This is a genomic window from Pseudoalteromonas caenipelagi, from assembly GCF_013140855.1.
In the GTDB taxonomy this organism is placed as follows: domain Bacteria; phylum Pseudomonadota; class Gammaproteobacteria; order Enterobacterales; family Alteromonadaceae; genus Pseudoalteromonas; species Pseudoalteromonas caenipelagi.
In genome coordinates this window covers 1-26,113 of record NZ_JABBPG010000006.1, presented here as the reverse complement: position 1 = coordinate 26,113, position 26,113 = coordinate 1, and the positions used below count along the sequence as shown (strand labels likewise).

17 protein-coding genes are annotated in these 26,113 nt (G+C 40.9%); 12 read left to right on the top strand and 5 right to left on the bottom strand.

Going from position 1 to position 26,113, the window contains the following annotated elements; translation table 11 throughout:
* Positions 1–116 precede the first annotated feature (116 nt).
* The 4 genes from HG263_RS14175 to HG263_RS14160 all read left to right on the top strand — a co-directional run bounded on the left by HG263_RS14175 (position 117) and on the right by HG263_RS14160 (position 5,340).
* Complete coding sequence (locus HG263_RS14175; protein WP_171626746.1) at positions 117–1,265, top strand: response regulator; 1,149 nt, start codon at positions 117–119, stop codon at positions 1,263–1,265.
* A gap of 97 nt (positions 1,266–1,362) precedes the next feature.
* Positions 1,363–2,133 carry a class I SAM-dependent methyltransferase gene (locus tag HG263_RS14170; protein ID WP_171626745.1) on the top strand — a complete coding sequence of 257 codons (771 nt, stop codon included), beginning with the start codon at positions 1,363–1,365 and terminating at the stop codon, positions 2,131–2,133.
* A 141-nt stretch (positions 2,134–2,274) separates the two neighbouring features.
* Positions 2,275–4,200, top strand: a complete 1,926-nt coding sequence (locus HG263_RS14165) for a methyl-accepting chemotaxis protein (protein ID WP_171626744.1) — start codon at positions 2,275–2,277, stop codon at positions 4,198–4,200.
* Positions 4,201–4,737: 537 nt separating this feature from the next.
* Positions 4,738–5,340, top strand: a complete 603-nt coding sequence (locus tag HG263_RS14160; RefSeq protein ID WP_171626743.1) for an alpha-ketoglutarate-dependent dioxygenase AlkB — start codon at positions 4,738–4,740, stop codon at positions 5,338–5,340.
* Positions 5,341–5,389: 49 nt separating this feature from the next.
* Here the strand turns inward: HG263_RS14160 and HG263_RS14155 are convergent, their stop codons facing one another.
* The 3 genes from HG263_RS14155 to HG263_RS14145 all read right to left on the bottom strand — a co-directional run bounded on the left by HG263_RS14155 (position 5,390) and on the right by HG263_RS14145 (position 9,477).
* The gene (locus HG263_RS14155) at positions 5,390–6,136 is read right to left on the bottom strand and encodes a hypothetical protein (protein WP_171626742.1); all 747 of its coding nucleotides are present in this window, start codon (positions 6,134–6,136) and stop codon (positions 5,390–5,392) included.
* Positions 6,137–6,399: 263 nt separating this feature from the next.
* Complete coding sequence (locus HG263_RS14150; protein ID WP_171626741.1) at positions 6,400–7,143, bottom strand: substrate-binding periplasmic protein; 744 nt, start codon at positions 7,141–7,143, stop codon at positions 6,400–6,402.
* Between the two features lie 198 nt (positions 7,144–7,341).
* A complete protein-coding gene (locus HG263_RS14145) occupies positions 7,342–9,477 on the bottom strand; it encodes a S8 family peptidase (protein ID WP_171626740.1) in 2,136 nt (711 codons plus the stop codon).
* A gap of 423 nt (positions 9,478–9,900) precedes the next feature.
* On the opposite strand from HG263_RS14145, the gene HG263_RS14140 reads away from it, so the two are divergent.
* From HG263_RS14140 to HG263_RS14125, 4 genes are all read left to right on the top strand, one after another.
* Complete coding sequence (locus HG263_RS14140; protein WP_171626739.1) at positions 9,901–11,088, top strand: BaiN/RdsA family NAD(P)/FAD-dependent oxidoreductase; 1,188 nt, start codon at positions 9,901–9,903, stop codon at positions 11,086–11,088.
* A gap of 137 nt (positions 11,089–11,225) precedes the next feature.
* Positions 11,226–12,047: a TnsA endonuclease N-terminal domain-containing protein gene (locus HG263_RS14135; RefSeq protein ID WP_171626738.1), complete on the top strand. Its 822-nt coding sequence runs from the start codon at positions 11,226–11,228 to the stop codon at positions 12,045–12,047.
* On the top strand, positions 12,037–14,148 hold the full coding sequence (locus HG263_RS14130; RefSeq protein ID WP_171626737.1) for a TnsB C-terminal domain-containing protein: 2,112 nt from the start codon (positions 12,037–12,039) through the stop codon (positions 14,146–14,148). Before HG263_RS14135 ends, HG263_RS14130 begins: the two co-directional genes overlap by 11 nt.
* Before the next feature lie 11 nt (positions 14,149–14,159).
* On the top strand, positions 14,160–15,587 hold the full coding sequence (locus tag HG263_RS14125) for an AAA family ATPase (RefSeq protein WP_171626736.1): 1,428 nt from the start codon (positions 14,160–14,162) through the stop codon (positions 15,585–15,587).
* 168 nt (positions 15,588–15,755) lie between these two features.
* Here HG263_RS14125 and HG263_RS14120 read toward each other — a convergent pair whose 3' ends face one another.
* The gene (locus tag HG263_RS14120; RefSeq protein WP_171626735.1) at positions 15,756–15,944 is read right to left on the bottom strand and encodes a hypothetical protein; all 189 of its coding nucleotides are present in this window, start codon (positions 15,942–15,944) and stop codon (positions 15,756–15,758) included.
* Positions 15,919–17,211, bottom strand: coding sequence for a hypothetical protein (locus HG263_RS14115; RefSeq protein WP_171626734.1), 1,293 nt, complete (start codon positions 17,209–17,211; stop codon positions 15,919–15,921). Before HG263_RS14115 ends, HG263_RS14120 begins: the two co-directional genes overlap by 26 nt.
* 485 nt (positions 17,212–17,696) lie before the next feature.
* Here HG263_RS14115 and avs1a point away from each other — a divergent pair, with 485 nt between their 5' ends.
* The 4 genes from avs1a to HG263_RS14095 all read left to right on the top strand — a co-directional run bounded on the left by avs1a (position 17,697) and on the right by HG263_RS14095 (position 26,017).
* Positions 17,697–18,875 carry an AVAST type 1 anti-phage system MBL fold metallo-hydrolase Avs1a gene (avs1a, locus tag HG263_RS14110; protein ID WP_171626733.1) on the top strand — a complete coding sequence of 393 codons (1,179 nt, stop codon included), beginning with the start codon at positions 17,697–17,699 and terminating at the stop codon, positions 18,873–18,875.
* A 2-nt stretch (positions 18,876–18,877) separates the two neighbouring features.
* A complete protein-coding gene (avs1b, locus tag HG263_RS14105; protein WP_171626732.1) occupies positions 18,878–24,616 on the top strand; it encodes an AVAST type 1 anti-phage system protease Avs1b in 5,739 nt (1,912 codons plus the stop codon).
* Between the two features lie 13 nt (positions 24,617–24,629).
* Positions 24,630–24,887 carry an AVAST type 1 anti-phage system protein Avs1c gene (gene avs1c / locus HG263_RS14100; protein ID WP_171626731.1) on the top strand — a complete coding sequence of 86 codons (258 nt, stop codon included), beginning with the start codon at positions 24,630–24,632 and terminating at the stop codon, positions 24,885–24,887.
* A gap of 203 nt (positions 24,888–25,090) precedes the next feature.
* Positions 25,091–26,017: a TniQ family protein gene (locus tag HG263_RS14095; RefSeq protein WP_171626730.1), complete on the top strand. Its 927-nt coding sequence runs from the start codon at positions 25,091–25,093 to the stop codon at positions 26,015–26,017.
* Positions 26,018–26,113: the final 96 nt, after the last annotated feature.

Sequence of the window (26,113 nt, the reverse complement as noted above, 5' to 3'; positions counted from 1 at the left end):
GCGCTTATAAAAACTGGCAAAGGCACCTAATTTGGTGCCTTTGTTGTGTTTGGCGTTCGCAAATTTGTTTTCTAGGTCTATGCTTTTTAAAGAATAGAGCGAATTAGGGTAGCGATATGAGCAAGTTGGTGTTGGCCATTGACGATGACAAGTTAGCGCATTGCATTATTGAAGAAGCGCTCTCGTCATCATGTCGATTACTACACGCAAAAAATGGCGAAGAAGGAATACGTTTAGCACAAAAATACCAACCCGATATCATATTGCTTGATGTAGAAATGCCCGGTATGAATGGTTTTGAAGTGTGCGAAAAAATGAAAAGCATGGAGCAGTTAGCTGATACGCCTGTAATGTTCTTATCATCTAAAGGCAGTCTCTCCGAAAGAATGAAAGGGTATAACTCAGGGGCTGCAGATTATATTGTTAAACCTTTCGAAAGCTTGGAGTTGTTAGCGCGTATTGAAGTGCTTGATACTTACCGACAGCGTTCATTTCAATTAAAGCAAGATATGCAACGTGCCCAAGTCACGGCCGAAATTGCTATGACTGACTCTGGGGATATGGGGCGCATTATGCGCTATGTTGGCCAGTCATATCACGCGCATGATCTTACCTCGTTAAGTGAGTACTTTTTTGAATTTTTTGTGCCACTTCAATTAGACGTTGCAGTAGTGTTTTGGTATCACGATAGTGAGGTGTTTTTTTCTCATAATGGCACGATTCAGCCTATCGAACAGGAGCTACTCGAAAAGCACCGTAATAGTAGTCGGTTTGTTGACTTTGGTAAGCGTACCATCATCAATTACCCAAAAGTATCGCTGTTAGTAAAAAACATGCCTATCGATGACCCTGCTTTGTATGGCAGGTATAAAGACTTACTGCCGCATATTTTAGAGGCCACCAATGCAAAACTCAAAGATATGGAAATCAGTGAAGATGCGCTTAATAAAGTGGAAGAAATTGGCTTTGCATTTGAGCAGCTTAGTGAACAGTTACATGGTGTAGACGAGCAGCATGCCGTTAAGGTTACGGAGTTTATGGAGTTAACCCACAAAATGCGCAGTCAATTGCCTATCGATCAAGCTGTTCAGCTTGAAAAACTGCATGAGCACTTTGAGTTTTTAAATCTTGAGCTGAATATCATAAGAGCAAAGTTAAACGAAATCACCCGAGTGCGATATCAGCTCACAGAAAGCTTAAATAAAATCGCCAAACCTTGGGGTGAAGACGAGGTAGCTGCGCAAACCGACATTGAGCTATTTTAAAAACTCTGAGTGTGCTGTAAAACTTTATGTAGTCAAGAGGCTATTTAGCACGAAGTGCTTTAGGTATACTAGCGGTGCATGAACACAGGAGTTTGCAGTGCTTATTCATACCCCATTTGTTGAAAACCACCCTTATCTGACAGAACTTGAACAGCGTTTTGCGTTAGCGCAATGGGCTGCACAGTCAAATAACATTGATAACCCCACGTTTAAGTTGATATATGACGAGCTTGGTTTGCAATTAATCAAAGCCGATGAGCCTAAACTTGGCGCTGTACTTGTTGACTTTGTGACCGGCGCAGCAGCTCATCGTCGCAAGTTTGGTGGTGGTAAAGGGCAAGCGATTGCAAAAGCGGTTGGCTTAAATAAAGGTGCAACACCGCACGTGTTGGATGCAACGGCAGGATTAGGGCGAGATGCGTTTGTACTTGCAGCATTAGGCTGTCAGGTTACTTTACACGAGCGTCATCCTGTTGTTGCGGCTTTACTTTATGATGGTTTGCAGCGTGCTTATCAAGATGCTGAAATTGGGCAGTGGATGAAGCAAAATATGCAAATGCAATTTGGTTCAAGCCATGACCTATTAGCGAGCACAGAAGTTCAACCTGACGTGGTTTATCTCGATCCGATGTTTCCACATCGTGAAAAATCAGCGTTAGTTAAAAAAGAAATGCGCGTGTTTCAAGACCTTGTAGGAAGTGATACCGATGCAGATAACTTACTTGATTTTGCCTATCAGCTTGCGCAAAAGCGCGTTGTAGTGAAACGTCCTGACTATGCGCCTTTTTTAAATAATAAAACCCCCAGCATGCAGATTAAAACAAAGAAAAACCGTTTTGACGTTTATGTAAAAGCAGCAATGAAATAGCCTTGTTGCAGCCTGCTGTACAGTATGCATACGATGAAAGTATGGTTTTACATCTGGACGGCTAAAGCTTAGGCAAATTACATCAAATTGTCATAAAAGAGTAATACTCTACGCCCGCTTAATTTTTATAGGGTTGTGCATATGCGTGTTTCGTCGTTTACTCGGTTATTGGCAATATTATTGGCATCGGCCAGTGTGTTTTTAGCTGCTGTGCTAATATGGGCATCTCAGGTGCTCAGTGCCCTTGATAGCCAGAACATGGCTTATACACAGCTTAAAAATACCATTTTAATTGACCTTGAAGGCAGCATTGAAGATTACCTCAGTACTGGAGATGGGCAATATCTTATTCAATCTTCAGACCTTATAAAAAAAATTAAACAGCAATATTTGAATGTGCTTCCCGCTTTGTTGAGCGAAAAGATGCATATGCAGCTTGATCAACTCGATACCGATATCAATGGTAAATATCGCGCCTTGGGAAAGTTGTCGGGTAATGAAATGGCGTTACTTGATAACGCACTTAGGCAAATGGCAGGCTCTGCATCGTCTCTTATCAATTACACATTAAAAGCATCAGAGCATGATTTGGCGCCCCAGTACTACGAGCTGGCAGCTGATTACTATGCGCAAGTGAGTAACTTAAGTATCTATACCTATCAATTGGTCATGAGCTTTGATGAAGATACCGAAAAAAACCTCCAGCAAACGATTTTGCGTTTACAGCAACTCGCTGAGCAAATAGCTAATTTAAACAATTTAGGGGTGATGTCTGAGGTTGATGAAGATGAGCTATTTTTTGGCGCTGAAGCAGAAGACTTAGCGGAAGAGATCAAGGCTGAGCTACATAGTTGGCCAAACCGCTTTGAGCGTGATTTAAGAGCCACATTAACGCAGGCTAAAAAGCGCCAGTCAGGCATTCTTAGCCTACGAGCAGATATTAAAGAGGTATCGGGTGTGATGCTGTCAGCGGAGCAGCAATTAAAAACGCAGCAAGATGCCTTGTCGGAACGCGTGTTGATTATTTTTGGTATTGCCATTGGTTTGTTAATGTTACTCGCGGGAGGGATGTATTTAATGCAGCGTAATCAAGTGTTGCAACCACTGCGTCATTTACGAGACGGCTTTGCGTATTTGATTGAAAGTAATGATTTAAAGAACATTCAAAGTAAAAATCCTAATACGGAACTCGGTGAGATAGCCACTTATTTTAACCAGCTAATAGAGCGCCAACGTGCAGAAGCGCAAGAGCGTGAGCAAATGCTCAAAGTGATCAATGAGTTTATGCAACAAATGAGTGATCACTTAGCGAAGATCGGTGCTCAATCAGACACCACTTACGCGCGTGTAGAGCAAACTCAAACTATGCTTGAGCAAGTGAAAAGCCTAGGCAACGAAGCGAGTGATATAAACAGCCAAGTGTCAGATAACGCCAGCGAAACTTTTAGTGCCATGAATCAAAGTGTGAGCTTTGCTGATGCGATGCTCAATGCCAGCTCTAAAAATCAGCAGCGTGTAGAAGAGGGCTTGGAAAGTTTAAATGAGCTACTAAATGGCGTGGCTGATGTTGGTAAGGTCATCGAGATTATTCGCAATATCGCTGATCAAACCAATTTATTAGCACTAAATGCTGCCATTGAGTCTGCGCGAGCAGGTGAGCATGGACGCGGGTTTGCAGTGGTTGCCGATGAAGTACGTAAGCTAGCACAACAAACCCAAGACTCGTTAACAGATATAAATGCACAGCTCAATATCTTGGGTGAAAACTCCAGCCGGGTTTCAACACAAATCTCTGCACTGGCAGAAGATGCTGAGCTACAAACCAATCATGCACAAAAGTTAAAAACCAACTCTGAAGGGGTGGCGCAAAGTGCACAAAATGCCAACCAAGTGGCCTCTCATGCTATGGAAATTGCGCAGCAACAAAGTGGATTGCTAGATAACTTCAGTGAAGAAATGGATCAAATGAAAGCGCAAGTGAATAGCTCAAGCCAGCAGGTATGCGATATTCAAGCGCGTTTACAAGAGCAAATGCAGCAAATTAAGCACAGTCTGGGGCTTGCGTAACGATATATACGCGCTGGAATAGGCTTACTTGTACGTACTTATGGCTAAGTATCACGACAATAGTGAAATAGCTTGTTTCACCCTTGTTCTTCGGTCTGTGCAAACGCATTTATTTTGTGTAAGTCCAAGCAATGCTCATATCAAAGCAAAGAAGTTCAATTATTTGATTACTACATTTAGGAAGTCCTTCATTTTGGTATGACAAAAAGCCATATTCCGCTTAGAAGAAGCATATGCGAAGCGCCATAATACAAACAAAGCAAATGTGCTTATGTATGCTGGCAGCGAAGAAAAATGGAGGGTAGATCATATGCTCGAATTTGACGCGCGGTTAAAGTCTCGAAATGACCAGGAGCTTTAAAAGGGGGTTTGAATTACAGTACCTTTGCTGTGTTGCTTACACGTGGCCTTAAACAAGCGCTGCCCAGAAAAGCTAAAACATAACCTTATTGTTAGTACTAAGTCTCATCTTTACCCAGATGTAGAAAAAGCTGCTAGGCTGGTATAAAGATTTTAAATAGCAGAAAAGGAAATAGCGTGAAACTGCCGTTAAGCCGCGATGCCCACTATTATTCTCAATTTGTTTCTGACGAGCTGAGCCAATCACTGTTTGATTGGCTGATGAATAGTTTTGATTTATCTACGCCTGAAACTATTGAATTACCTGATGGTACTAAAAGGAGTATTTTACCTTGGCGGATGATGTTTTTAGAGCCAAATTTGGCTAATTCAGGTCAATTCCCTGTGCACCATGGTCGTTGCTCTGTAAGTTGTGATTTACTGGAGCAGTTGCGACAACAAATAATTCAGATCACTGGGGTTAACTTACAAGTTGCAGTGTGTTTGTATTATCCAAATGGTAAGCATAATTTGGGGTTTCACAGTGATTTGCCAGCGTTTGGCTCCACAGATACGATTGCCTCGATTAGTTTAGGCGCTGAGCGAGAGTTTTTAATTCGTTCTCAACATGATCATAACGAACAATACTCAATTACCTTAAAGCATGGTTCATTGTTGGTGATGGGAAAAGGATTTCAAGATGTTTATGAGCATGCAATCACTGAAGGGGAGTGTGACTCTGGCGTTAGGTTTAATATCTCATTTAGGCGTTTTGGCGATATCAGAACACAAGCGGCGTAAATCAAAATGCCGCTTGATTTTTGTTTTTAAAGCAAACGTATGCCATTAATTAAAATATTTCTACCGAGATTTCACGACGTTGCTGTTGCTCGTTAATGTGCCAAACTTCTACAGCGTGAGTCGCTCCACCAGTCCCTTTGCAGATCACCTCAGTCACAAGTACATTAGCGCGAGCATCATACTTGGCTGCGCCAGATACACTGATTACGTCACTGTATAAACCGAATTGATGGCGTTCGCTTAGTAATTTGGGGGTTTCACCGACTAAATTCGCAAAGCGGCAATAACCGTTTGGTTCACCGTTATCTAGGTTAAGTTGTGCCTGATATGCAACATCTTGGAAATAGCCGGGATTAAAGCCGTCCGAATCAACCCAATTAGCCACGTTTAGCTGGCTATTGAAGGTTACTTTTGGCACAGGGGCAAGCTTATGCCTTAAAGTTTGGCGGTTGCCTAGCTCGTCGGTACACGTGGCTTCAACATATTTTTCTTTATACTCGTGTCCTTTTTCAATGGTGCCAGTTAGGATTTGAAAGTCGACATTGAGCACGCTTATTAGGGCGTCAGTGTTTTGATCATAGACCGCAGCACTTTGACAAGGTCGACGATTTGTAAAATGAGGGGTGTAAATACGTACGTTATACGCAGACGTTGATTGTGTCACCATTGCATCAATAGGGGCATTATAAAATGTTGTTACGCGTCCCGCATTGCTGTCTGTATCATAAACGTTGTTAGAGGCAACTGTATTGTAGCTCGTTAATCCCAGAGCAAGCATGAGTGCTAATTTATTCATATCTTTTCCTTGTAGTGTTTTATGAGCATATTGCTCATAAAACACACTAGCGCTGTCTTATGCGAATGGAAAATGAAAATTTCTATATTAGGTCCATTGTGTGCGGCTAGATTGCATTTTATTCAATACGATTAGTTAACTGCGTATTTTGATGGCAACAGGTATTTGGCAGTTTGTGCATAGATTATACAGCTGTTATGAAAACTCACATTGTTTGCAAAAGTGTCAGGTGCATTGTGTAGATTGGCCAGCCACAAGCAGGGCTATTTAAAGCGGTTATCAGTAATATATTTAGCTAGAATCGCTTGATAAGTGCCATTTTCCTGAATTTTAGCCAGCCCGAGGTTAAAGTTAGTGATGATCTGCTGAGCTTGTGGGTGGCTTTTACTTACACCAATATAAAGTGGCCACCTTACTATGGCCGGAAAATATGCGTCCAATTGTTTAAATTCAGCCATTGTTTTGCGTTCATATTCGAAGGCTAGATAGTCAGCAATAGCCACTTCTACTCTATCTTTAACGACCAACTCTAAACACGTATGCAGGTTAAGTACATCGGTTATGGTTAACTCGTCAATGTTATCTAGTAGAGAGTGATAACCATACCCTCTCACTGTAGCTACACTTCTAAAGCGTAAACTTGCAATGCCTTTGTAATCAATCGGGTTAGTATTTTTGCTTATAAGCACTAATTGATTGTAAAAATAAGCGGTGCTGTAAAACATGGTGGCTCGACGCTGTTTGGTTGACCACAGTGCTGCGACCAAATCGATTTGATGATTATCGGCCAGCATCAAAATACGGCTAAAGGGAGCTGTTTTAAATTCAAACTCAATGTTTTGTGCGTTATAGGCTGCACTAACAATGTCTTTGATTAAACCATTGCCGTTTTCTTCGATGTAAGGGGACCAAGGATTATGACCGCCAGTTAATTTGCTTAAGTTAGCTTGAACACTGGGTATGACGAGCATAAGAGCGACAAGTGAAATGATAAGCCGTTTTATCATATGTGCATCTACCAACAACTGCTTATTATTTATTGTAGTTCAAAGCTATCACTTGGCATCTGAAAGGTCTGGCTTGTTGTATTGCTAAGCGATAAAAAATCGGTCACCTTTGAGGTGACCGATTTTTTTTTGGCTTAACTAAGCACCACAGGGAAGTAAAGGTGCTTAGTTGAGCTGTTGTTGGGGAAGCCTAAAAATTTACGGGTTGTACTGTGCGTTAAGCGTTAAGCCACTAAATGAGCTATATGCATTTAAGCTTAAGTGCCAAGTACCTGCCGCAGGGCTTGTGAAAGTACAAACCTCTGAGTTACCGCTGTTCCAAGAACGACAATCGTAGCTTGAAGCCGAAGGCTGAGAACCTTGTTTTACATATAAATCAGCATCACCTGAACCACCCGAAGTTGTTACTGTAAAGCTGCTCATACCTGCCGGTACTTCGATTGTGTAATGTAACCACTGACCTTTAGTACCAGAAATGTTGCTTTCAGTACCGCCGCCTGGCTGAGGATCTGGGTTAGTTGTACTAGCCGTAATATCTGCTTGTAAGTTAACTTGTGAGTATGCACTGTAACCTTCTAGCATTACCCAGTACTTACCTGCTGTTGGATTGTCGATTGTACAAGTTTCGTTGTTACCACCTTTCCAAGGACGACATATATAGCTGCCTGTTGTTGGCTTAGCACCTGCTTGTACATATAGGTCTGCATCACCGCTACCGCCGCTCATCACAACGTCTAGCTTAGTTGCGCCAGCTGGTACATCAACATAGTAGAAAGTTTGGCTACCTTTAGCTCCGCTTAGGCCTGTTTTTGCTACGCCATCTTCAAGTTGTTCATCTATTGGTGGCTCAATAATAACACCACCTGCTGCTTGAACCGCAGCTGCAGCGTCAACAATACCAGTACCACAACTATTACATGTTGCAGGGAAGCTACGTGTTGTATCTTTTAAGATAGTCTCAATTTCATCTGGCGTAGCAGTTGGCTTAGCTTGCTTGATAAGTGCCGCTACACCCGCTACGTGAGGGGCTGCCATCGACGTACCTTGCGAGTAGTGATAGCTGTCTGCTACTGGACCATTGCTGCCAGAGTTGTGTGTTGATAAAACACCTTCAGAGTCATTCGCAAAGCTTTGTGCGCCACCTGGTGCTGCTACATCGATAGAAGTACCATAGTTTGAGTAGTAAGCACGGCCACCGCTGCGGTTAACTGATGCTACGTTAACTACGCCATTACAGTTACCTGGGTTGTAGTTGTTGGCGTTATCGTTATCGTTACCTGCTGCAATGACAATTACAGTACCATTGCCACGTGCTTGGTTAATGGCATTTTGAGTTGTTGCACTACAGTTACCGCTACCACCTAAGCTCATGTTGATAACGTCAGCTGGGTTTGCGTTTGCAGGTACACCCGCAACGCTGCCGCCAGATGCCCAAATAATACCGTCGGCGATATCAGATGTTAAACCACCACACTTACCAAGTACACGAACTGGTACTACTTTAGCGTCATAAGCAACACCAGCAACACCTTCACCGTTGTTAGTTACAGCTGCAACAGTACCTGCTACGTGAGTACCGTGCCAGCTAGAATCACGAGCGCCATGTGTGTAACCACACTCGTTTGCTGTTACTGCATCACCTGGATCTCTTGCATCGTTGTCGCGCAGACCACCGTCGTTGGCAACGTCTAAATCAGAGATCATGTCGTAGCCTGGCAAAATGTTAGCATTTAAGTCTGCGTGTGGACGGTAACCTGTATCTAGTACAGCGACAGTTACGCCAGCACCAGTTGCGCTATCCCAAGCTGTTGGCAAGTTTAGACCACCGTTTGCTTCATAATAGTGCCACTGATCTGTGTAACGTGGATCGTTTGGCACTGCAAATGGTTGTAGCATTTGGTCAATTTCGATGTATTCAACATTACCTGAAGCTGCAACTTCTTGCATAAACGAATTCGCTTCTGCAGGTGATAGTTTTCTATCAACACGCATTACGTGGTGGTTGCTAAGCGCCATAGGACGAACATATTGCGCTTTTACATTTGATTTTTTGCTTGCAAAACCTTGTACAAAGCTCTGCGCACGTTGATTCATTTCCGCTTGTGACGCTGTTGCGTCTGTACCTGCAGCCATCAATGTTTGATCGTTATTTTTGTACTTAATGATGAACTGAGTACCAAATTTGTTTTGGTGTTGTAACTTCGCAGCTGTTTGCGCAAAGTTGATATTTGCTTGCGCAGATAAATCGGCTGTCGCAAACGCTGTATTCGCCGTGAACAGGGTGGTCATTGCCAGTGACAATGCGCCTAATTTGAACTGATTTGTTGTTGTCATAAGATTCCCTAACATGTTGTGTTTTTATTAAATCTACACTGCGCAAGTGCAATGTGGACGTTACAGAACGTAAAGTTAACGTTAACCATTTAAAAGAACTGTTTTGTTATTTACATTGTTCGATTAGTTATAAGCGGATGGCTATATGACATTTAGATTACAGTAAGCGTTTGTTTTTAATGCATTTGAGCCTGTTTTTTATACGGAGGTAAAATATCGTTATGCTATGTAAATAAATGTAAATGTAATCGATATTTTATTCAGTTGGTAAAAAAATGTTCAATAAGTAGACTGTTTTTGATTATTTTATGTGTTTGTTTTTTGTTCGACTAGGCGGCGTTTATTGCAATCGTTAGTTGCGGTTCTGACATCGCTGATAATCTAGGTATAATAGCCGATAGAGATTTGTAAGTTGGGTAAAACATGTTGCAATTTGATGTTGTCGTTATTGGTGCAGGTGCTGCTGGATTGATGTGTGCGGCGCAAGCAGGCTACCGTGGGCGCTCGGTAGCGGTGCTTGATATGGGCAAAAAGCCGGGCCGTAAAATTTTGATAAGTGGCGGAGGGCGCTGTAATTTTACCAATGAAGGAGCATCACCTAGCAACTACCTATGCGCTAATCCGCACTTTGTAAAGTCTTGTTTAAGCCGCTATACCCAACATGACTTTATTGAGTTGGTAGACCGCCATGGTTTAGCCTATCACCATAAAACGCTGGGGCAGTTATTTTGTGACAATAGTGCGCAAGATATTGTTGATATACTCACAACAGAGTGCGACTGGGCAGGTGTACAAATATTTTTACGTAACGAAGTGTTGAGTGTACAAAGCAAAGAACAAGGTGGTTATATTATCACCACCAATGAGCAAACTTTTGAGTGTGAGTCGTTAGTGGTGGCATCAGGTGGACTCACCATGCCCAAACTTGGCGCAACCCCCATTGGTTATAAAATTGCCGAACAGTTTGGTTTAACAGTGTTACCCACCATGGCAGCGCTGGTGCCATTTACTTTGCATGAACATGACAAAGTACGCTTTGACGGTTTATCAGGTATTAGCATTTTTTGTGAAGTGAGTAGCGAATGCGGCACCACGTTCAAAGAAAACATTTTGTTTACACACCGTGGACTATCAGGCCCTGCCATATTGCAAATATCATCATTTTGGCGAGCAGGGCAGGCGGTGACAATTAACCTATTGCCAGAGCTAAACTTAAGCGACACCATTCACCAATGGCGTAACGAAAGCGGCAGTAAATCGTTGAAAAACGCCTTAGGTGCAATCCTACCTAAGCGCTTTGTAGAAGTGCTGATCACAGAGCAAGCCATCCCCGACAAAGCCCTTAACCAGCTAACACACAGTGAAATAGACGCCATTGCCAACTACCTCCACAATTGGCAAATAAAACCCAACGGCACCGAAGGCTACCGCACCGCCGAAGTGACCCTCGGCGGCGTAGACACCGATGAACTCAGCTCAAAAACCTTCGAAGCCAAAAAACAAAAAGGCTTGTACTTTATCGGCGAAGTCACTGATGTAACAGGCTGGTTAGGCGGCTACAACTTCCAGTATGCGTGGAGCTGCGGATTTGCCGCAGGGCAGGTGGTTTAAGTGATGTGAAAAGACAATAAAGTTTGCCCGTTAGCAATAAAGTTTGCCCGTAACAATTTAAAAAGACAATAAAGTTTGCCCGCAGTAAGAGCTAGAGCTATATTTGATAATGGAAACTAGAATATTAGGCAGAGCTAATGGCGAGAGGTAGACGGCTAGCGAGTATTGAAGATTTTAATCGCTCGCTCAAGAATAAGTATGGTATTGGTACGCAAGAAGCCTATAAGCCATGGCTACGAATACAAGACGTTAATTCTAAAGGGAAAAAATCAACAGCATTTGGAAGAAAAATAAAGCGATATCATCATTTTTTATCAGGAATAGAATCTGAATTTTTTTATATTGCTGAATTTAGTGATTCAGTCATTGATATCCGAGAGCAGTTCCCTCTACTTCCACTGACGTTATCACAGAAAGTTGCGTCTGCAATTGGCGTTCCTCACCCAATAGTAACGGGAACGGATGTGCCTAATATAATGACGACAGACTTTTTGTTGACCCGTCAATGTGCTGGCAATACATCTTTTCACGCTATATCGGTTAAACCAGACGAAAAACTAACCCAAAGAATATCAGAAAAATTGGATATTGAGAGAGTCATATGGGAGCTTTTGGGGGTTAAGTTTTCTTTCTTCACTGGTAATGAGGTTACTAAAGCTCAGGCTGCTAATATCAAGTGGGCAACAAGTCCTTTTCGCTCTGGTGCGGTAGGCATTACACAAGCAGATATTGAAATAGCACTTGGAACTCTGTCCAAAGGAAAGTACTTGCTTTCTCAATTATGCAGCGAATTGAATTTGAGCTTGAAAGGAAGAGATGTCGATGGGTTATATGTATTGCGATACCTCATTGCTGAAAAGTATATTAATGTTGATTTGGATTACTCTATTGTTACATCTAACACTATAGAAATATTATCATTGGCTCAGAGTCAAAGTAGGTCTTTGTATGGTGCTTGAAATAAATAGTACATGGAAAATAGAAACCTCTGAGAGTGACTTAAATGGAGTATTTCGCGTCATAGAAGTGAGAGCTGATTTAGACTGTCTCATTCTTTTTGAGTTAAACGAAACTGTTGGTACGTGTAGACCTATAACGGTTCATCTGCCTACCTTTATTACATGGAACAGAAAAGGTAGAGCAATTCAAATTGACATTACTCCACCTGCATTTTTGCTCGTTTCAGACGAAGAAATTGAACCTAAAAACCTTGAAAGGCGAAATTCGAACTATGAAAAGATAAGAAGCTTAGTGTCTGATAAGCAGTTCATATTAGACTATGCATGTTCAAAAAGAACATCGACACTGGCACAACATGCAAAGCAAATTGGCTATGACAGAAAAAGCTTGTCCCGTTTGTTAAGTCGTTACTGGCATTTCGGGCAAAGTAAAAACGCGCTGTTGCCTGCATATGCAAACAGTGGCGGCTATGGCAAGCAAAGAATAGCTAAAGAAGCCCCACTTGGTGCACCACGTACTTCTAGAACATTGATGTTTGAACGAGCACCAAAATACATTATCCGAGAAGCAGATAAAAAGAACATTCTAAAGACGTTAAAGAAATACTATTTAAAGCCAAATGGAAAATATCTTACCGAATGCTACAGAGACTATCTACGGCAATTTCATGCAGGTGAAGTTAAACTCGCTGATGCATGTAATAGAGCCCCTCATATACCTTCTTATAAGCAATTTAAATACTGGAAAGGTAAGTTGGTTGAGAAAAATATGGAAGTTCGGCTACGCAATACTGATCACAATTATAATCTTAGAAAAAGAGCATTGTTAGGGAGCCCATTACAGGATGGGCTTGTACCGGGTAGCTGCTTTGAAATAGATGCTACGGTGGCTGATATAAATGTTATATCTGAATTCAGTCCAAGGTACGTCTTAGGGCGGCCTACAGTGTATTATATTATTGATTGCTCAACTCGAATGATAACGGGAATGCACGTTTCTCTTTATCATGCTTCTTGGCGTGCTGCGCGACAAGCTTTTGTTAATTGTTTTACTCCTAAAGCTGAGTTTTGTGCTCAATACGGTGTCAAAATCGATGAATCCGAGTGGCCATGCTCGCATGTACCTGCTTACTTTACTTGTGACAATGGCGAAATGATTGGTTTAGAACCAAGGGAAAAGGTCACGCCGCTCGCTGAGTTAGGTTTCGCTCCTGCATATAGGCCAGATTACAAGAGCTTTGTGGAGCGAAGGTTTAAGACTATCAATGATAAGCTACTTCATCAATTAATTGGTACAACACGAGGAGGTAAGGTCGTACGCGGTGATGTCGACCCTCGTAAAGAGTCAATATATACCTTATATGAAGTGACTAGCATGTTGATAGAAGCAGTGCTAGAACACAACCGTGATATTTTGAATAAACTTGTTTTTGACAACCCAATTCTGCTCGAAAAGAACATAAAGCCAACACCAATCAATACTTGGAAAGTATATTTAGCCAGTCATCGGCATAGCCTTCACCAAGTCCCGTTTAGTGAGGTAATAGCCAAGTTGTTACCGCCGGAAACTGTCAGTATGACTCGAAGCGGGATTCAGTACAGAGAAATGTACTATACGTGCAAACAAATGGAAGATGAAAACTTAGCTGCTATCGCTCGAGACGGCGGTCACCGGTCACTTGACGCGCGAATAGATGACAACACTCTGAACTATATTTACGTGAGAATGAACCGTAATGAGGGTTTTACAAAATGTACTTTATTGAAGCGCAACTCCATATTTAAGGATATGCCAATGGCTGAAGTGGATTTTGTGCAAGATTGGATAACAAAGTTTGAAGAGCTTTCTCCCGTCACCGTCGAATCGATTGATATGAAAACCAGACATGAGGCGTTAGAAATTCAAGCTAAGAAAAGGGCTAAACAAAACACGTTAACGAGCTCCGAAAGAATTCGTAATATCCGTGAAAATCGTCGTGAAGAATTGCGTAAAACGACTCACAGTGAAATAGATGCAGAGATTGGCAATACCAGCGACGATGCAGATACAAAGAGCATGCAGCAGAAGGTTGTTATGTTGCCAAGGCGGAATAGGAAATAGGGGAGCAATGCGTGAGAAAAGTTGATGCTGAATACCATGAAGCTATTTTACCAGAGTACCGAGGCAACCCTTTTATTGAAGCGTTACCTCCAAAGCTTAGGGCTGAAGATTTGTTGGAAAAGTTCTCCAACTATGTTGATCTTGATGAACATATTAGGGACAACCCAGATCCATTGATACGCGAAGAATATACGATCCGATTAAAGCAATTAAGACAGCCATTTTTTATATATTATGAATGCTTCAGAGCAATCGAAACTGCAATAAAAGATGGCTACTCAAGAAAAAACCCATTCAGCCCTACCACTTCACAGTTTTTACATTACCCCGTCGATAAGCGGCCTGAAGTAGCCCCATCTTCAGGCTTTTTTGTGCCAAAGGCTGAGACTATCACTATCATTGGAGAAAGTGGGGTAGGTAAAACTTGTATGCTTGAGCAAATTTTAAATTACCTCCCGAATGTGATTAAACATGATGTTTATCATGGACAAAAGCTAGAGTATACAAAACAGGTCGTATGGGTGAAGGTAGAATGCTCTCGAAACTCAAGTGTTAGAGAGCTATGTGAAGATATAATTTTTAGCCTTGATTTAGCAATGAACCAACCAAAAGAGCCTCTAGCAGCAACGATATCAGGTCTTTTGTGGCAAATTGAACAAAGAATTAAATCAAGTTTTCTCGGGGTACTCGTTATAGATGAAATGCAACGGCTGGAGCTTAAGAAAACAGGTGGTGAAAATAACTTGTTGAACTTCCTTCATAAGCTGGTAAATAAACTAGGTGTTCCACTCGTTTTTTGTGCTAATCCGCCTTTTGATAAAACTTTATCGAAACAACTTAAAGCAGCGCGTCGAGCTGAAAGTGCTGGGTACTTTGAATTCGAGCCGTTAACGAGAGAAAGCGGTGAATGGGACGTTTTTATTGGAGAGCTTTGGGAAATCCAGTGGACTAAGGTATACAATGTGCTCACCTCTGAGTTGAGTGACAAGATGTACGAGCTTTCCTTGGGTAATTTGGATATTGCTCACCGCATATACCGAGAAGCTCAAAGAATGGTTATTTTAGATCCCTTAGCTGATGAGAGAATAACACCAGCAGTGTTAGATGTTGCGTATGCAAGGGCATGTAAATTATCTCGAAATACACCCGAAATTAAGGCGCTTAGAGAGTCTATTTCATTGCCAACTGGGAACCGCAACCAGAACTCCCCCCAGCAGCTGGAGTTGTCTACAGAAACCAGAACGCCAATTGCTGACGTTACTCGGCCCCAACATCCAGAGTTGGAATCAAACATAGTTGAACTTTTGGGGGCTGTAGACCTACCAGATAGGATAGCTAACCCTTGTTTGTTTCAGGATATCGCAGAGCAAGAAGAAGGGTTTTCTCTATTAAAAGGCACAAATACGGTACTTGATGACCCGCTTGGCGAATTAAACTAAAACGCGGTGTTGGTTTTTAATCAAAGCATCGTGCTCAGAGTTCCTAGTGTTAAAAGTTCATGATTTGAAATCATCGATTGTTTTGTACCTGCTTGTAAAATTGTTTTTTCATCCATATGCAGCTTACAGTGAACATTAATAGTTCAATCAGTTTTTAACTTTTGCAGGCTAACGGAGTTTACTATCACGTTCTTTAACTAATTGTTCAATTGCTTGATCTGCAAGGCAAGCTCCTACCTGCATAGAGTCTAAGTTTGAGGATTTTTGACGCTCTTCTCTTGTCAAGCTAGGGAAAAGGCTGGATTTCATTTGTTCGAATGATTTATAAATATCATTCTTCGTTTGCTTTTTCATCATTGAACCCTCTGAAGTAATTTGCAAAAAAGTGCTGATTTAGATCTGCTGGAAAATAGTGTTTTCTTTTCACCCATATTAACCCGTCACCTTTTGATATGACAGCTACGTCAATCGGCCCTCCTACAGTTTCCATTGATTCGGTTATACGCCTTTTAAACGCAGTTAGGTTTACGAGTGCCTCCGCCATTGATGCTAGCTCATCTTTCGGTAATACGGTGACCATTCGCATCACGGGTTGTACATGTTCACTTTGCAAGTGCTCTCTAAACGCTCTAGTAAACCCTTCCAGCAACATAGTTACTTCCTTACTAAAACGTTTTCTATCTTCTGAGCTAATATTTTCGCTGTTTAAAAGCTCTGGTAATCGTTGTAAAAGTTTATTTAAATAACTTTGAATAAAGTAGGCCACTTGAGGATTAATTCCATTCATAAACGTGGCCACCATATCTTCTTGGGCAAATGCGATAATCTTGCAGTCATCACCACTTTTAATCGTATGCGACTTTTGACAGTTTTTTTTATACTTTAGTTTGTTTTCCACTACCCCCTCTACGTCAAAAGCGAGAATTGAAGGGTATATTTCAGCTTCGCCGTAACCAGCAATAACTAAACCTGAAACTCCGGCAGAAAATACTGTTCTCGTGTGTATGAATGTACCTATATCATAAAGTTTTGCTGCAGTGGCACTTGCGATAGGTGTATTTTCAAATATGTTATCTTTCCATTTTTTGAATTCTTTTAAATATTTAGAGCGAACTTCTTTTTCAAACCCTTCCGACATCCCATCAGCGTACTCTGCACCTCTTAACTTTGAGTGGTAAGAAGCCACTGTTGAACGTAACTTTTCTGCAGCCTCTTCATTCGTGATTTCGCCTTGCTCTTGAAAGGTTTGGTGCAATACTTCGAAAAAGCTGTCTCTGATTAGTGTGTAGTATCCACGCACATTACCCTGTAACCATGCTTTTTGCGCACTGTCAGGAAATAGCTCAGGACTGTCATTTAGGTATTCTAAAAAGTTCTCCGCGTACTCTTGCAGCGAGTTGTGCTTTTCACCCCCGTGCTTTTGACGATATGTCTTAATTATTGTTTCCCAAGGGACCCTTAGGAGTCCAGCATTGCCGTAAACCATAACACCAATAGGCGCAATCTTGGAAAGTGAGAATAGCTTTAAGGCCGAGTTGTAAATTTTTTGGTCTCCGATAGTCACTGCACTATCGGCTGCCAAAGCTATGGCAGATGCATTGGCAATTGCTACTTCAGCAGTCATTGCTTTCTCCGTGAATGTAAAGTATTTACAATTGAGCACATAACCGCTCATTTTTACTCACTAATTGTAGTCGCTTATTTAAAAAAGCTAATAGTTGTGGGGATTTGCTATGTGATATACAAACAGTGGGGGACAAAAAATTAAAATTGTTAACGAAGGATGCCGCTATTTCCTTATTCAGTATATTTTTAAGGTGTGCACTAAAGTTATCTATAACAATATTAGTTTGGAATAAGTTAAATTAACCCAGTTATGACAAACATGCCTCTCTTCGGAGCTTTGTATGAGTATTATAAACCTCCTCATAGTTTTCTATATTCAGTTTGCCACTACAAACTAAGCTCACTGTAAGTCATTAAGCTTTTTTAAAGCTCTCACAAATAGTTAGAAGAAAATCTTGAAGTTACGCAAAATGAAAAGTATAAAACTATTTGCTTAGCTATTCGTTAGTCTTTTACATGCAACTATGAACGTAAGGATGTGCCGTGAGAATCAAGATGTACCCCGCAGAGAACGGGGATGCTTTTCTAATAAGCTCAGACAAGACGAACATCCTTATAGATGCTGGATATGCCAGAACTTTCAACTCATACATACGACAAGACCTAGAAGAGATCGCAAGTCGAGGTGCATGTTTAAATTTAGTAATCGTTACTCACATTGATGCTGATCACATTGGAGGCATCATTCGCTTTCTTCTCTTAAACAGCCATTCAGAAACAAATAATATTGTTCCTGTTGAAGGTATCTGGCACAACAGCCTACGAAGTCTGACTTCATTGGATGAAATTGAATTATCACCTCAAGATTTTGAGGTCATAAATGCAATTAATAGACGAGGTCACCCCAAAGAGCTCAAAGCAACCTCAAATTACGACGAAATCAGCGCACGTCAAGGCTCAACATTAGCATCTTTGATTCATGCTGGAGAGTATGTCTGGAATAACGGTGATGGAAGTCAAAGCGTTTGTATCAATAATGTGCAAAACAAGCTATTTCAAGATGGTTTTGTAAAGGTGCTAACACCATCAAAAGAACGACTAGATGGCTTAATTAAGTCATGGAAGCGGGATTTAAGACGCTATGGCTTTGTCGGTTCTATAGGTTCGAACCAAGCAATCGACGATGCTTTCGAACTTAATTTTGAGCACAGCAGTGAAGGGCAAGCTAGAGGCAAAAACCTCATATCTGCAGGACGCAGGAAAAATCTCGAAGACATATACAAACCAGACAGCTCACCAACTAACGGAAGCTCTATCGCGACTGTTATCGAACTTGATGGCCTTCGAGTATTGATGCTTGCGGACGCGTGGGCTGAGGAGGTTTTGAAAGAACTGCTAAAAATGAAGTCACAAGGTGAGTCCATGATGTTTGATGCAATTAAAATATCTCACCACGGAAGCAACTATAATACTAGCCCAGAGCTACTTAGCACCGTAGATGCTCCAATGTATTTCATTTCCTCGAATGGAAGAAAACATAACCACCCTGATATTGAGCTTCTTCGAGCAATAGTCGATAGGGAGGCGAGTTTTACGAGGACTCTCTATTTTAACTACTCGACTCCAGAATCGAGAGAAATTAGAGATTTCGAAACAACTACAGGCGCTACTTTCATTGTTGAAGAAGACGCTACTAAGTGGATAGAAATCACCAAGGAATAGTCATGTTAGATACTGAAATGAAAGTGGCAACTTGTAAGATTGAATGTGGTGATGAGTCTAGTACAGGCTCACTAATCACATCGAAAATCGTATTAACTGCTTACCATTGCGTAGCCAAAGCAATTGAAAGTGATTCAGAGGTAAGTGTCACTTTTAATAATATTAGTTCCCCCCCTTCAGTACTGAAAGCTCATGTTCTTGGACATGACGTAAAGTTGGACATCGCTTTAGTAGAGTTAGAAGCTGTGTGTGATATCTCTCCAATCAAGCTTAGTGACTTATTACCTTTAGGAGGAAACCGCTTCTATTCCTATGGGTGGCCTACTAGTAAGCTAACTATGGGACATCGGTTAGAAGGATCGATTGTTCAAACTTTCGAAAGTCTTAAGTTAGGCTCAGATATAGAAATAAGCATAGATGAACCTATATCTTTAAACGACTATCAAGGCTTTTCCGGAGCGGCACTAGTTTGCAACGATGTTTGTGTTGGTGTTATTCGAGTTTCCATAGAAAAAACCATCGGAGTTATATCTATATCTAGGATACGTGACTTTTTGAACAGCTTTGGCATAGCTATTGAAACGAATAAAAAACATTCAATCAGCCAAAGCTTAGCCTCTAGGAAGGCATTCACTGAACAGTTCGATGATTTTATCTCTGCAAAAACCGGTAGTTATATTTTCATTAACGGGGCTCATGGTATTGGTAAATCAACATTTTGTGAGGCTTATTCACCAGAAACACTTTCTTTAGAACACTTCGGAACATACAGCTTTACTCCAAGAAAAAGCTCCAAAAATGCAACTCGATTAGCTCAACCACAAGAGTTCTTCAACTGGCTAAACATGCAAGTTTCGATGTTCATTACAGGCACTCCTGGACGCAAAGAAACGCTCGATTACCCAGAACTAATAAATAAAACAGAGCAGCTATTGTTACAGTTAAGTGGAACTTACTCTTCTAATGGGAAAACCGGGATACTATTTATTGACGGACTTGATGAAGTCGAACGACAAGATGCAGACACCTTGACTAAGTTCATTGGTCTATTACCTATGACACTACCATCAGGAGTGGTAATTGTTCTTTCTGCACCAAACTTTGAACAGTTTGCGACTCGATTAGGTAATAGGCTAAACCGCAAATCATGCATTTCTATGCCCTCTCTCAGTGATAGTGCAGTTCAAGATTTTTGTTATGGTGCTCTTACTGCAGAGCACGCTAACTCAAAAACTGTAAGTCTGATTTGCGAACGAGTGCAAGGGCATCCACTATATCTTCGTTACTTAATCGATCTCGTGAACTCAGGTACAAGTAGTGACGAACTAGAAAATTTGCCATTAATCGACGGCAGCATTCGAAAGTACTACGACTTATTGTGGCTAAAATTGAAAGAGGATAACGACGCTGTAAACTTGCTAGCAATAGCGGTTCGTTTGCGTTGGGGGATTCCCATCAGTCACTTTACAGAGATTTTGAACCCAAATGAACAAGCCATACTTGTAGGTACTCTTGGAAGAATACAACACTTGTTGTTGAGCCCAACTGAAACGACGATATATCACTCTTCTTTTTCTGATTTTCTTCTCGAGAAGACCGCATTACGAGAACAGGATGTGCAGCTGCGATTAGCTGAACACTGTGAGAAGCAAATACAAAAAAAATACTGCTTGCTCAATTTAATTTACCATGGTCTTAAAGCTGAAGGTACTGACAAAGCACAAGTGGTAGATCTATGTACTCAAAAATGGATTGACGAGTGCGTGTATCAAGGCATCGAGCCTGATACTCTTCTAGAAGATCTTAAAGATGTTTTGAAAGCAGCAACAGAGCTTGGTAGCCTGGTTGAAACAGTTCGTATCCTTTTACTTTGCCAAAGAATTCAGTTCCGGTATAACACATTGTTTGCTCAATCTGCTGATTTAGCGGCGAATGCTTTGATCTCTATTGGGAAAGAACAGGAAGCTTTGCAGCATGTAAGTCGATATGGTCAATTAATTATACCGTTAGAAGAGACACTTATCGTTGCATTGAAACTTGTGGATTCAAACAGCCATGAGGAAGCTCTAGAGTTATTAGGTATCGTAGAGAAGTACTTAACAGAAGCTCTTGAACAGAATGAACTTTCTTATCGAGAATTCTTAGATATCTATGACCTTCAAATACAGCAGTTCCTTATAAAAATTCGTGCAGGGGATGATAACTCACGATTATTGCTTGCTAAATTCCAGTTCTATTGGATGAAAGCTATCGACAAAACTGTAATAGATAAAGAAGCAAGCAAACTTATTCGAAGTGAAATGATAACTTACATGCAGGCTGCATCGATGTGCTTAATTAGCAGTTACATGTCCATTTCTCAATTGCGAAAGTTTTACTCCGGACCGTTAAGCGAGATAGCAGAACCAATAGTATTTGCAGCTCCGTTATATCAGGGTCTATGCAAAAGATATGATGTGAATTATGACAAGGAATTACTTGGTCAAGTTTTTTCTGATGTAGAAACTTTAGTTTCAGATGCTTGGGATGAGCAGAATAAAGTACATTTGAGTATAGTTGATTGCTATATATCCCTAGGTGCGCCTAAAAGTATTGTTTTGGCGCTAGGAGAGCATGCTAATGACGTACCTTTATCCATATCATTTATTGCTGATGACAATGTTACTATTGATTATTCTAAATTAGAAAATGGTATAGCAGTATGGAAGCATAAAGCTTTTATTGATCCTGAATTTACCTGCCCTAGCTTATCCCCCCTATCACCAGATACATGGATAAATGGTGTTGACTCAATATGTAGGTCAATTGCTTGGTGTCATGGTTCAGCAAGACGATTCAAAGAAATCGGGGACACAATAGAGTTAGAAGCAGTCTGGAAAATTCTAAATCGAGATATTTTAAAACAATTAAAATTCAGTCTCGCACAGCGTGTGCAATGGGAAGACGCATATGGCTTGCCAGAGAGTATTATTCCTAATATATATCAATCAATTACAGAGTTAATTATCGATATATATCCTAGTGGAATTTGTGACTTGCTGAATTTTATCGAGGAGCAATTTGACTGTCAATGTGGTATCTACTCAGAAGGCTTTAGAAGTATTCTAAACCAAGTTCTAACAACAGTTGTTAGTAAGCCATTAGACGTAGAAGTAGAGGATCAAGCATTTCTATTGCTGGATCGTTGGAAAGAATACGTAACATCTAACCTAGAGAATAGATATGAGCTCATTCCGGAGCTGTTAAGTATAATTCCACTTTATGCAAGGTTAGATGCCGCGGACCAAGCGAATAAAACTTATCAACTTGTCTTATCATTCTCCATGGGACCTAGTTGGTATAAGGAAGATCAGCTAGGTTTAAGTATTACTGCGCTAGAGTCTATTGACAAAGAATATATCGTTGAACCAGAAGTCATATGTCAAATAGCAGACCTACTAGATGCCGCGGATGGTGAGATGACTTTCCAGCGTTTTGTTCGATACGCTAAACGAGACTTCATTGGAGCTTTGTGTCAAAGAGGCTCCGTTCAAAGCGCTGTAAATTACTTTATTCGCCAAACCTACGGAGCGCTTGAACAAATGCATCAAGACGTTACTCGTGGAGATATAGACAGAATTTCAACGCTAAGAGGCACTCGTTTCCCAGGAGCAGCTCTGGAAGAACAAGACTCAATTCTATCTCTCATTACCCCTCTGATTCCTAAGGCAGATTGGCAGCTATGTTGGGCTCTGTTGGAGTGCTTCCAATTTGGCGATTCACGCCACAGAGACAAGTTCGCGCTTGCCTATGGCCTTTTAATCAACAAGTTAGCAAATGATAATGCCATGCTAGACCTAGCTCTTGATAGGGTGGAGATTATTTGTGAGTCTGAATTTGATAGTTTAAATGACCGTTCAGAGTTCATTTCATCGTTAGCATCCAACTTAAATGAGCATGTCAAAAGAATTTTCGCAGCAAGATTCCCGGAGAGCATCGCCCAACCAGGTGCAGACTTGACTAAAACTCTATCAAGAGAAGGCTCAAAATCTGATAATAGAGAAGCAGAAACAAAAGATTCCGATACAATTCACTTTCCAGGGACTTTTGGCAGATCTAACTCTATTGAAGAGGCTAATGTAGCCTTATCTAATGCGTCTAGACACCTACGCCGAAAGAATAATTCAGAAGCAAAAAAAGAAGTCATCTCAGCAATGAATGCTATTCAAGATGGTGGGTGGTCCTTATGGAATGAGTCTACATCGGTTGTTAAGGAAGGAAAATCAATACTTCTGCAAACTGATAGCTCTGTTTCTGATTTAGTTAAGCTGCTTTCACCTTTAATCGTGGGTAAGCGTTACACTGAGAGCTGGCGAATCGCAGAAAGTTTAATTACATGGTTAGCAAGTCATTGCCCTTATTACGAACAAGCCCAGCTCCTAAAACTAACGAATGAACATACTAGCTTAATGGTTGGAAGTCTAGAAGAGGCTGATACATATACGTTTCTGGAGAATGATGATGGTTTATCTGATTGCTTAGCTAAGCTAATTCTTCATGTTATCGAACACCCTACATGGCTGAGGCGCGAAAAAGCATCAGAGATGCTGATTTGGCTGTCAAAGAGCTACCCAGATTTTGTTCAATTATTTGGACCTAAAGCTTTTTCCATGAACAGTGGCATTCATCCCGACTTAATTTGTGGTGCTCTTGAGCAAACATCTATATCACAACAAGCCTGGGAAGCTCTGGCTCAAGAGCTTGACTTTAATTCGATACAAAAAAACTGCAAACATATCGGTAGATATTCAGTTTTAGTACGCATTACTAGACAAGCTGCAGTGCAAGGATTAAAGTCTGCTGACGAGGCTTTGGATACATTGGCGGCTCGCTTCAATGGTGCAACTAATAAAAGCACATCCGATGATGTTGAGTTACCTACATGGGCGGAATGTATTCGATCCAACTGGCCCAGATTAATGAAGCTAGGCGTGGTGAGTTCTTCTGTACTGGCTCAAGCAGAATCAATACTGCAAGAAATATGCTCTCCACTATCGATAGAAGCTAGCTTAGAATTAGAACAGTTGTTGGCTGAAGGGTATTATGGAAATGCAGAACGCCCTAACCGCTGGTCCGATAAAGTTCGTTACGCGTTTCATGTAGCTTTGCATAATGTTGCAAAGGAACCTGAGTACAAACATATCGAAGCCATTTTCAGAAAGTATAATCCAACTCGTTTGGATAACTTAAGAATCACAAATTTTGAATCCCAAGCTATAAATTGGATACGCTCTAAAGAACCAATACCGGCACATGGGAATAGTATTTATTTAGACTACTGTGAAAGAGTTTGGCTCAAAGACCAACTGAGATTAGTTAGACTGACAGCGTACCTTACTGACAGTCAAGAAAATCTTCCTTTGCCTTCTGGGCGATTCTTATCAACAGATAAGCCTTCACTAGATAATACTAGCTTGTTTGACACTTGTGCCAATGTTGAAGCTTTACCTGCGTATTTTGGTAGTTTTACACCGGCAATACCTACTACGCACTTCATGAGGATAACTGGGGCAAGCAATTCCAACTTGAAGCGAGGTTGGTGGAAGTCAGGGCGACTCAAAGAAACATACGAAGGAGCTCCGATCAATGAGGGATGCTTCTTATCGATTGATTCTAACGCTCTCAGACTACCACATGGATTAAGTTTGATTTGGGTATTTGAGTTGGATCTAGAACCTGTTGGGCTAATTTCTTTCGGATAATATTGGAGGATTCATGAATTTTGAAACATATGATACACCAGAGACTAGGTCGGAATTCGAACTACGATTTCACTATCTGCATAATATTATTAAACAAGGTAAGTTTCATGTGAATGCTAATATATCTATGGAAGGAATTCTCAAAGTAAGAAAGCTCCCAAATGGACGGATTGATTTTCTCAGTGTTAATGAACAAGCTCGCCTTAACGCAAACATGATGTATCATATGCGAAATTTAAAGCTTCCTGACAATATTGATCTTGATGAATAATGGGTTAGCACTGAATATCATCAGTAAACTGTGGTGGTCAGTTATAACGGACAACTACATAATGGATGACTCTTGCTTAGTTGGCTTTTTGAACTATTAAAGTAAAAAAGCGTACAGAGTTAAATGATAAGAGCTAAAGATTTTTACGGTGCACACTCAGTTATCTATAGTTATACTAGTTTGAAATAAGTTTAGACTTTGTTTTGCGATTACCCGTTGCGCTTCCTAGTGAAACATTATTTAGCCGATTGATTCGAGGGCTAACGGTTTCTGGTGTCAGCCGTTCTAGTTATTATTGCTGGCTACTTGGAAGCTCAAGAGTAAGTCTCCATCCATATCTCACATCAAATCTTATCAAAATAGCGAGTAAAGCGGCGGAGTCTGTAAATAGTCTATACTTTTCTCAGACGCTATTCCCGCTTTTTGGGCACTATTTGCCTTCGCACAATCAAAAAATTTACGACTCAGCTTTATATTCATCTCATGGTTTCAGAAGCTGCCAACTAGCGAACTTTAGGGAGCACGAATGTTTGACGTTAAAATATTGCCCTTTATGTGCAAGGAACGATATTAAACAGTATGGGGTTGCCTATTGGCATATTGAGCATCAGGTACCGGGAATTGAATGCTGCTCTAGTCATCCAGTATGGCTTATTCACGAGCCTTTGCGTGAAGCTAGTCAAGTCCATGAAGGATTGTTACCTTGTGAGTGTGGTAAAATTCTCGACTGCAATGATAAAGCCTTTGACTTTGCTAGATACACACTAGGAAGATTACAATTAATACAATCAGGTAAGCAGCCTAAAAAAGATTACTTGCCTATTTTGGCAAGTAAAGGGTATGTGACAAAAGGAGGGAGTATTCGTAGGACGTTGTTAGCGACTGAACTTGCAAGGCTAGTTGAAGAGCTGGATTTCCCTTATACAGAGTTAATGCCTGAATCTGAACGTGATTATAAATACTTCTCTAACCTTCTGAAACCTAATGCTAATCAGCACCCTTTCAAACACCTTTTATTAGATTATTGTTTGTCGGATTTAAATGTAGCTCATATTTTGGCAGTTAAACCTGAGTTGAATAAAAATCTAAAGCCAGACCATTGTAGTGGCACAATAAATTTGGCCACCTGATTAGAGGTGATAGAATCACCATAACTGATTAGGTGCAAATATGACAAAAAGAACTCGTCCAACTTATTCTCCTGAATTTAGACTCGAAGTCGCTCA

Coding starts and splice junctions, on each gene's coding strand:
- HG263_RS14175 (WP_171626746.1), top strand. CDS start 117: ATGAGCAAGTTGGTGTTGGCCATTGACGATGACAAGTTAGCGCATTGC.
- HG263_RS14165 (WP_171626744.1), top strand. CDS start 2,275: ATGCGTGTTTCGTCGTTTACTCGGTTATTGGCAATATTATTGGCATCG.
- HG263_RS14155 (WP_171626742.1), bottom strand. CDS start 6,136: ATGAATAAATTAGCACTCATGCTTGCTCTGGGATTAACGAGCTACAAT.
- HG263_RS14150 (WP_171626741.1), bottom strand. CDS start 7,143: ATGATAAAACGGCTTATCATTTCACTTGTCGCTCTTATGCTCGTCATA.
- HG263_RS14145 (WP_171626740.1), bottom strand. CDS start 9,477: ATGACAACAACAAATCAGTTCAAATTAGGCGCATTGTCACTGGCAATG.
- HG263_RS14140 (WP_171626739.1), top strand. CDS start 9,901: ATGTTGCAATTTGATGTTGTCGTTATTGGTGCAGGTGCTGCTGGATTG.
- HG263_RS14135 (WP_171626738.1), top strand. CDS start 11,226: ATGGCGAGAGGTAGACGGCTAGCGAGTATTGAAGATTTTAATCGCTCG.
- HG263_RS14130 (WP_171626737.1), top strand. CDS start 12,037: ATGGTGCTTGAAATAAATAGTACATGGAAAATAGAAACCTCTGAGAGT.
- HG263_RS14120 (WP_171626735.1), bottom strand. CDS start 15,944: ATGATGAAAAAGCAAACGAAGAATGATATTTATAAATCATTCGAACAA.
- HG263_RS14115 (WP_171626734.1), bottom strand. CDS start 17,211: ATGACTGCTGAAGTAGCAATTGCCAATGCATCTGCCATAGCTTTGGCA.
- avs1b (WP_171626732.1), top strand. CDS start 18,878: ATGTTAGATACTGAAATGAAAGTGGCAACTTGTAAGATTGAATGTGGT.
- avs1c (WP_171626731.1), top strand. CDS start 24,630: ATGAATTTTGAAACATATGATACACCAGAGACTAGGTCGGAATTCGAA.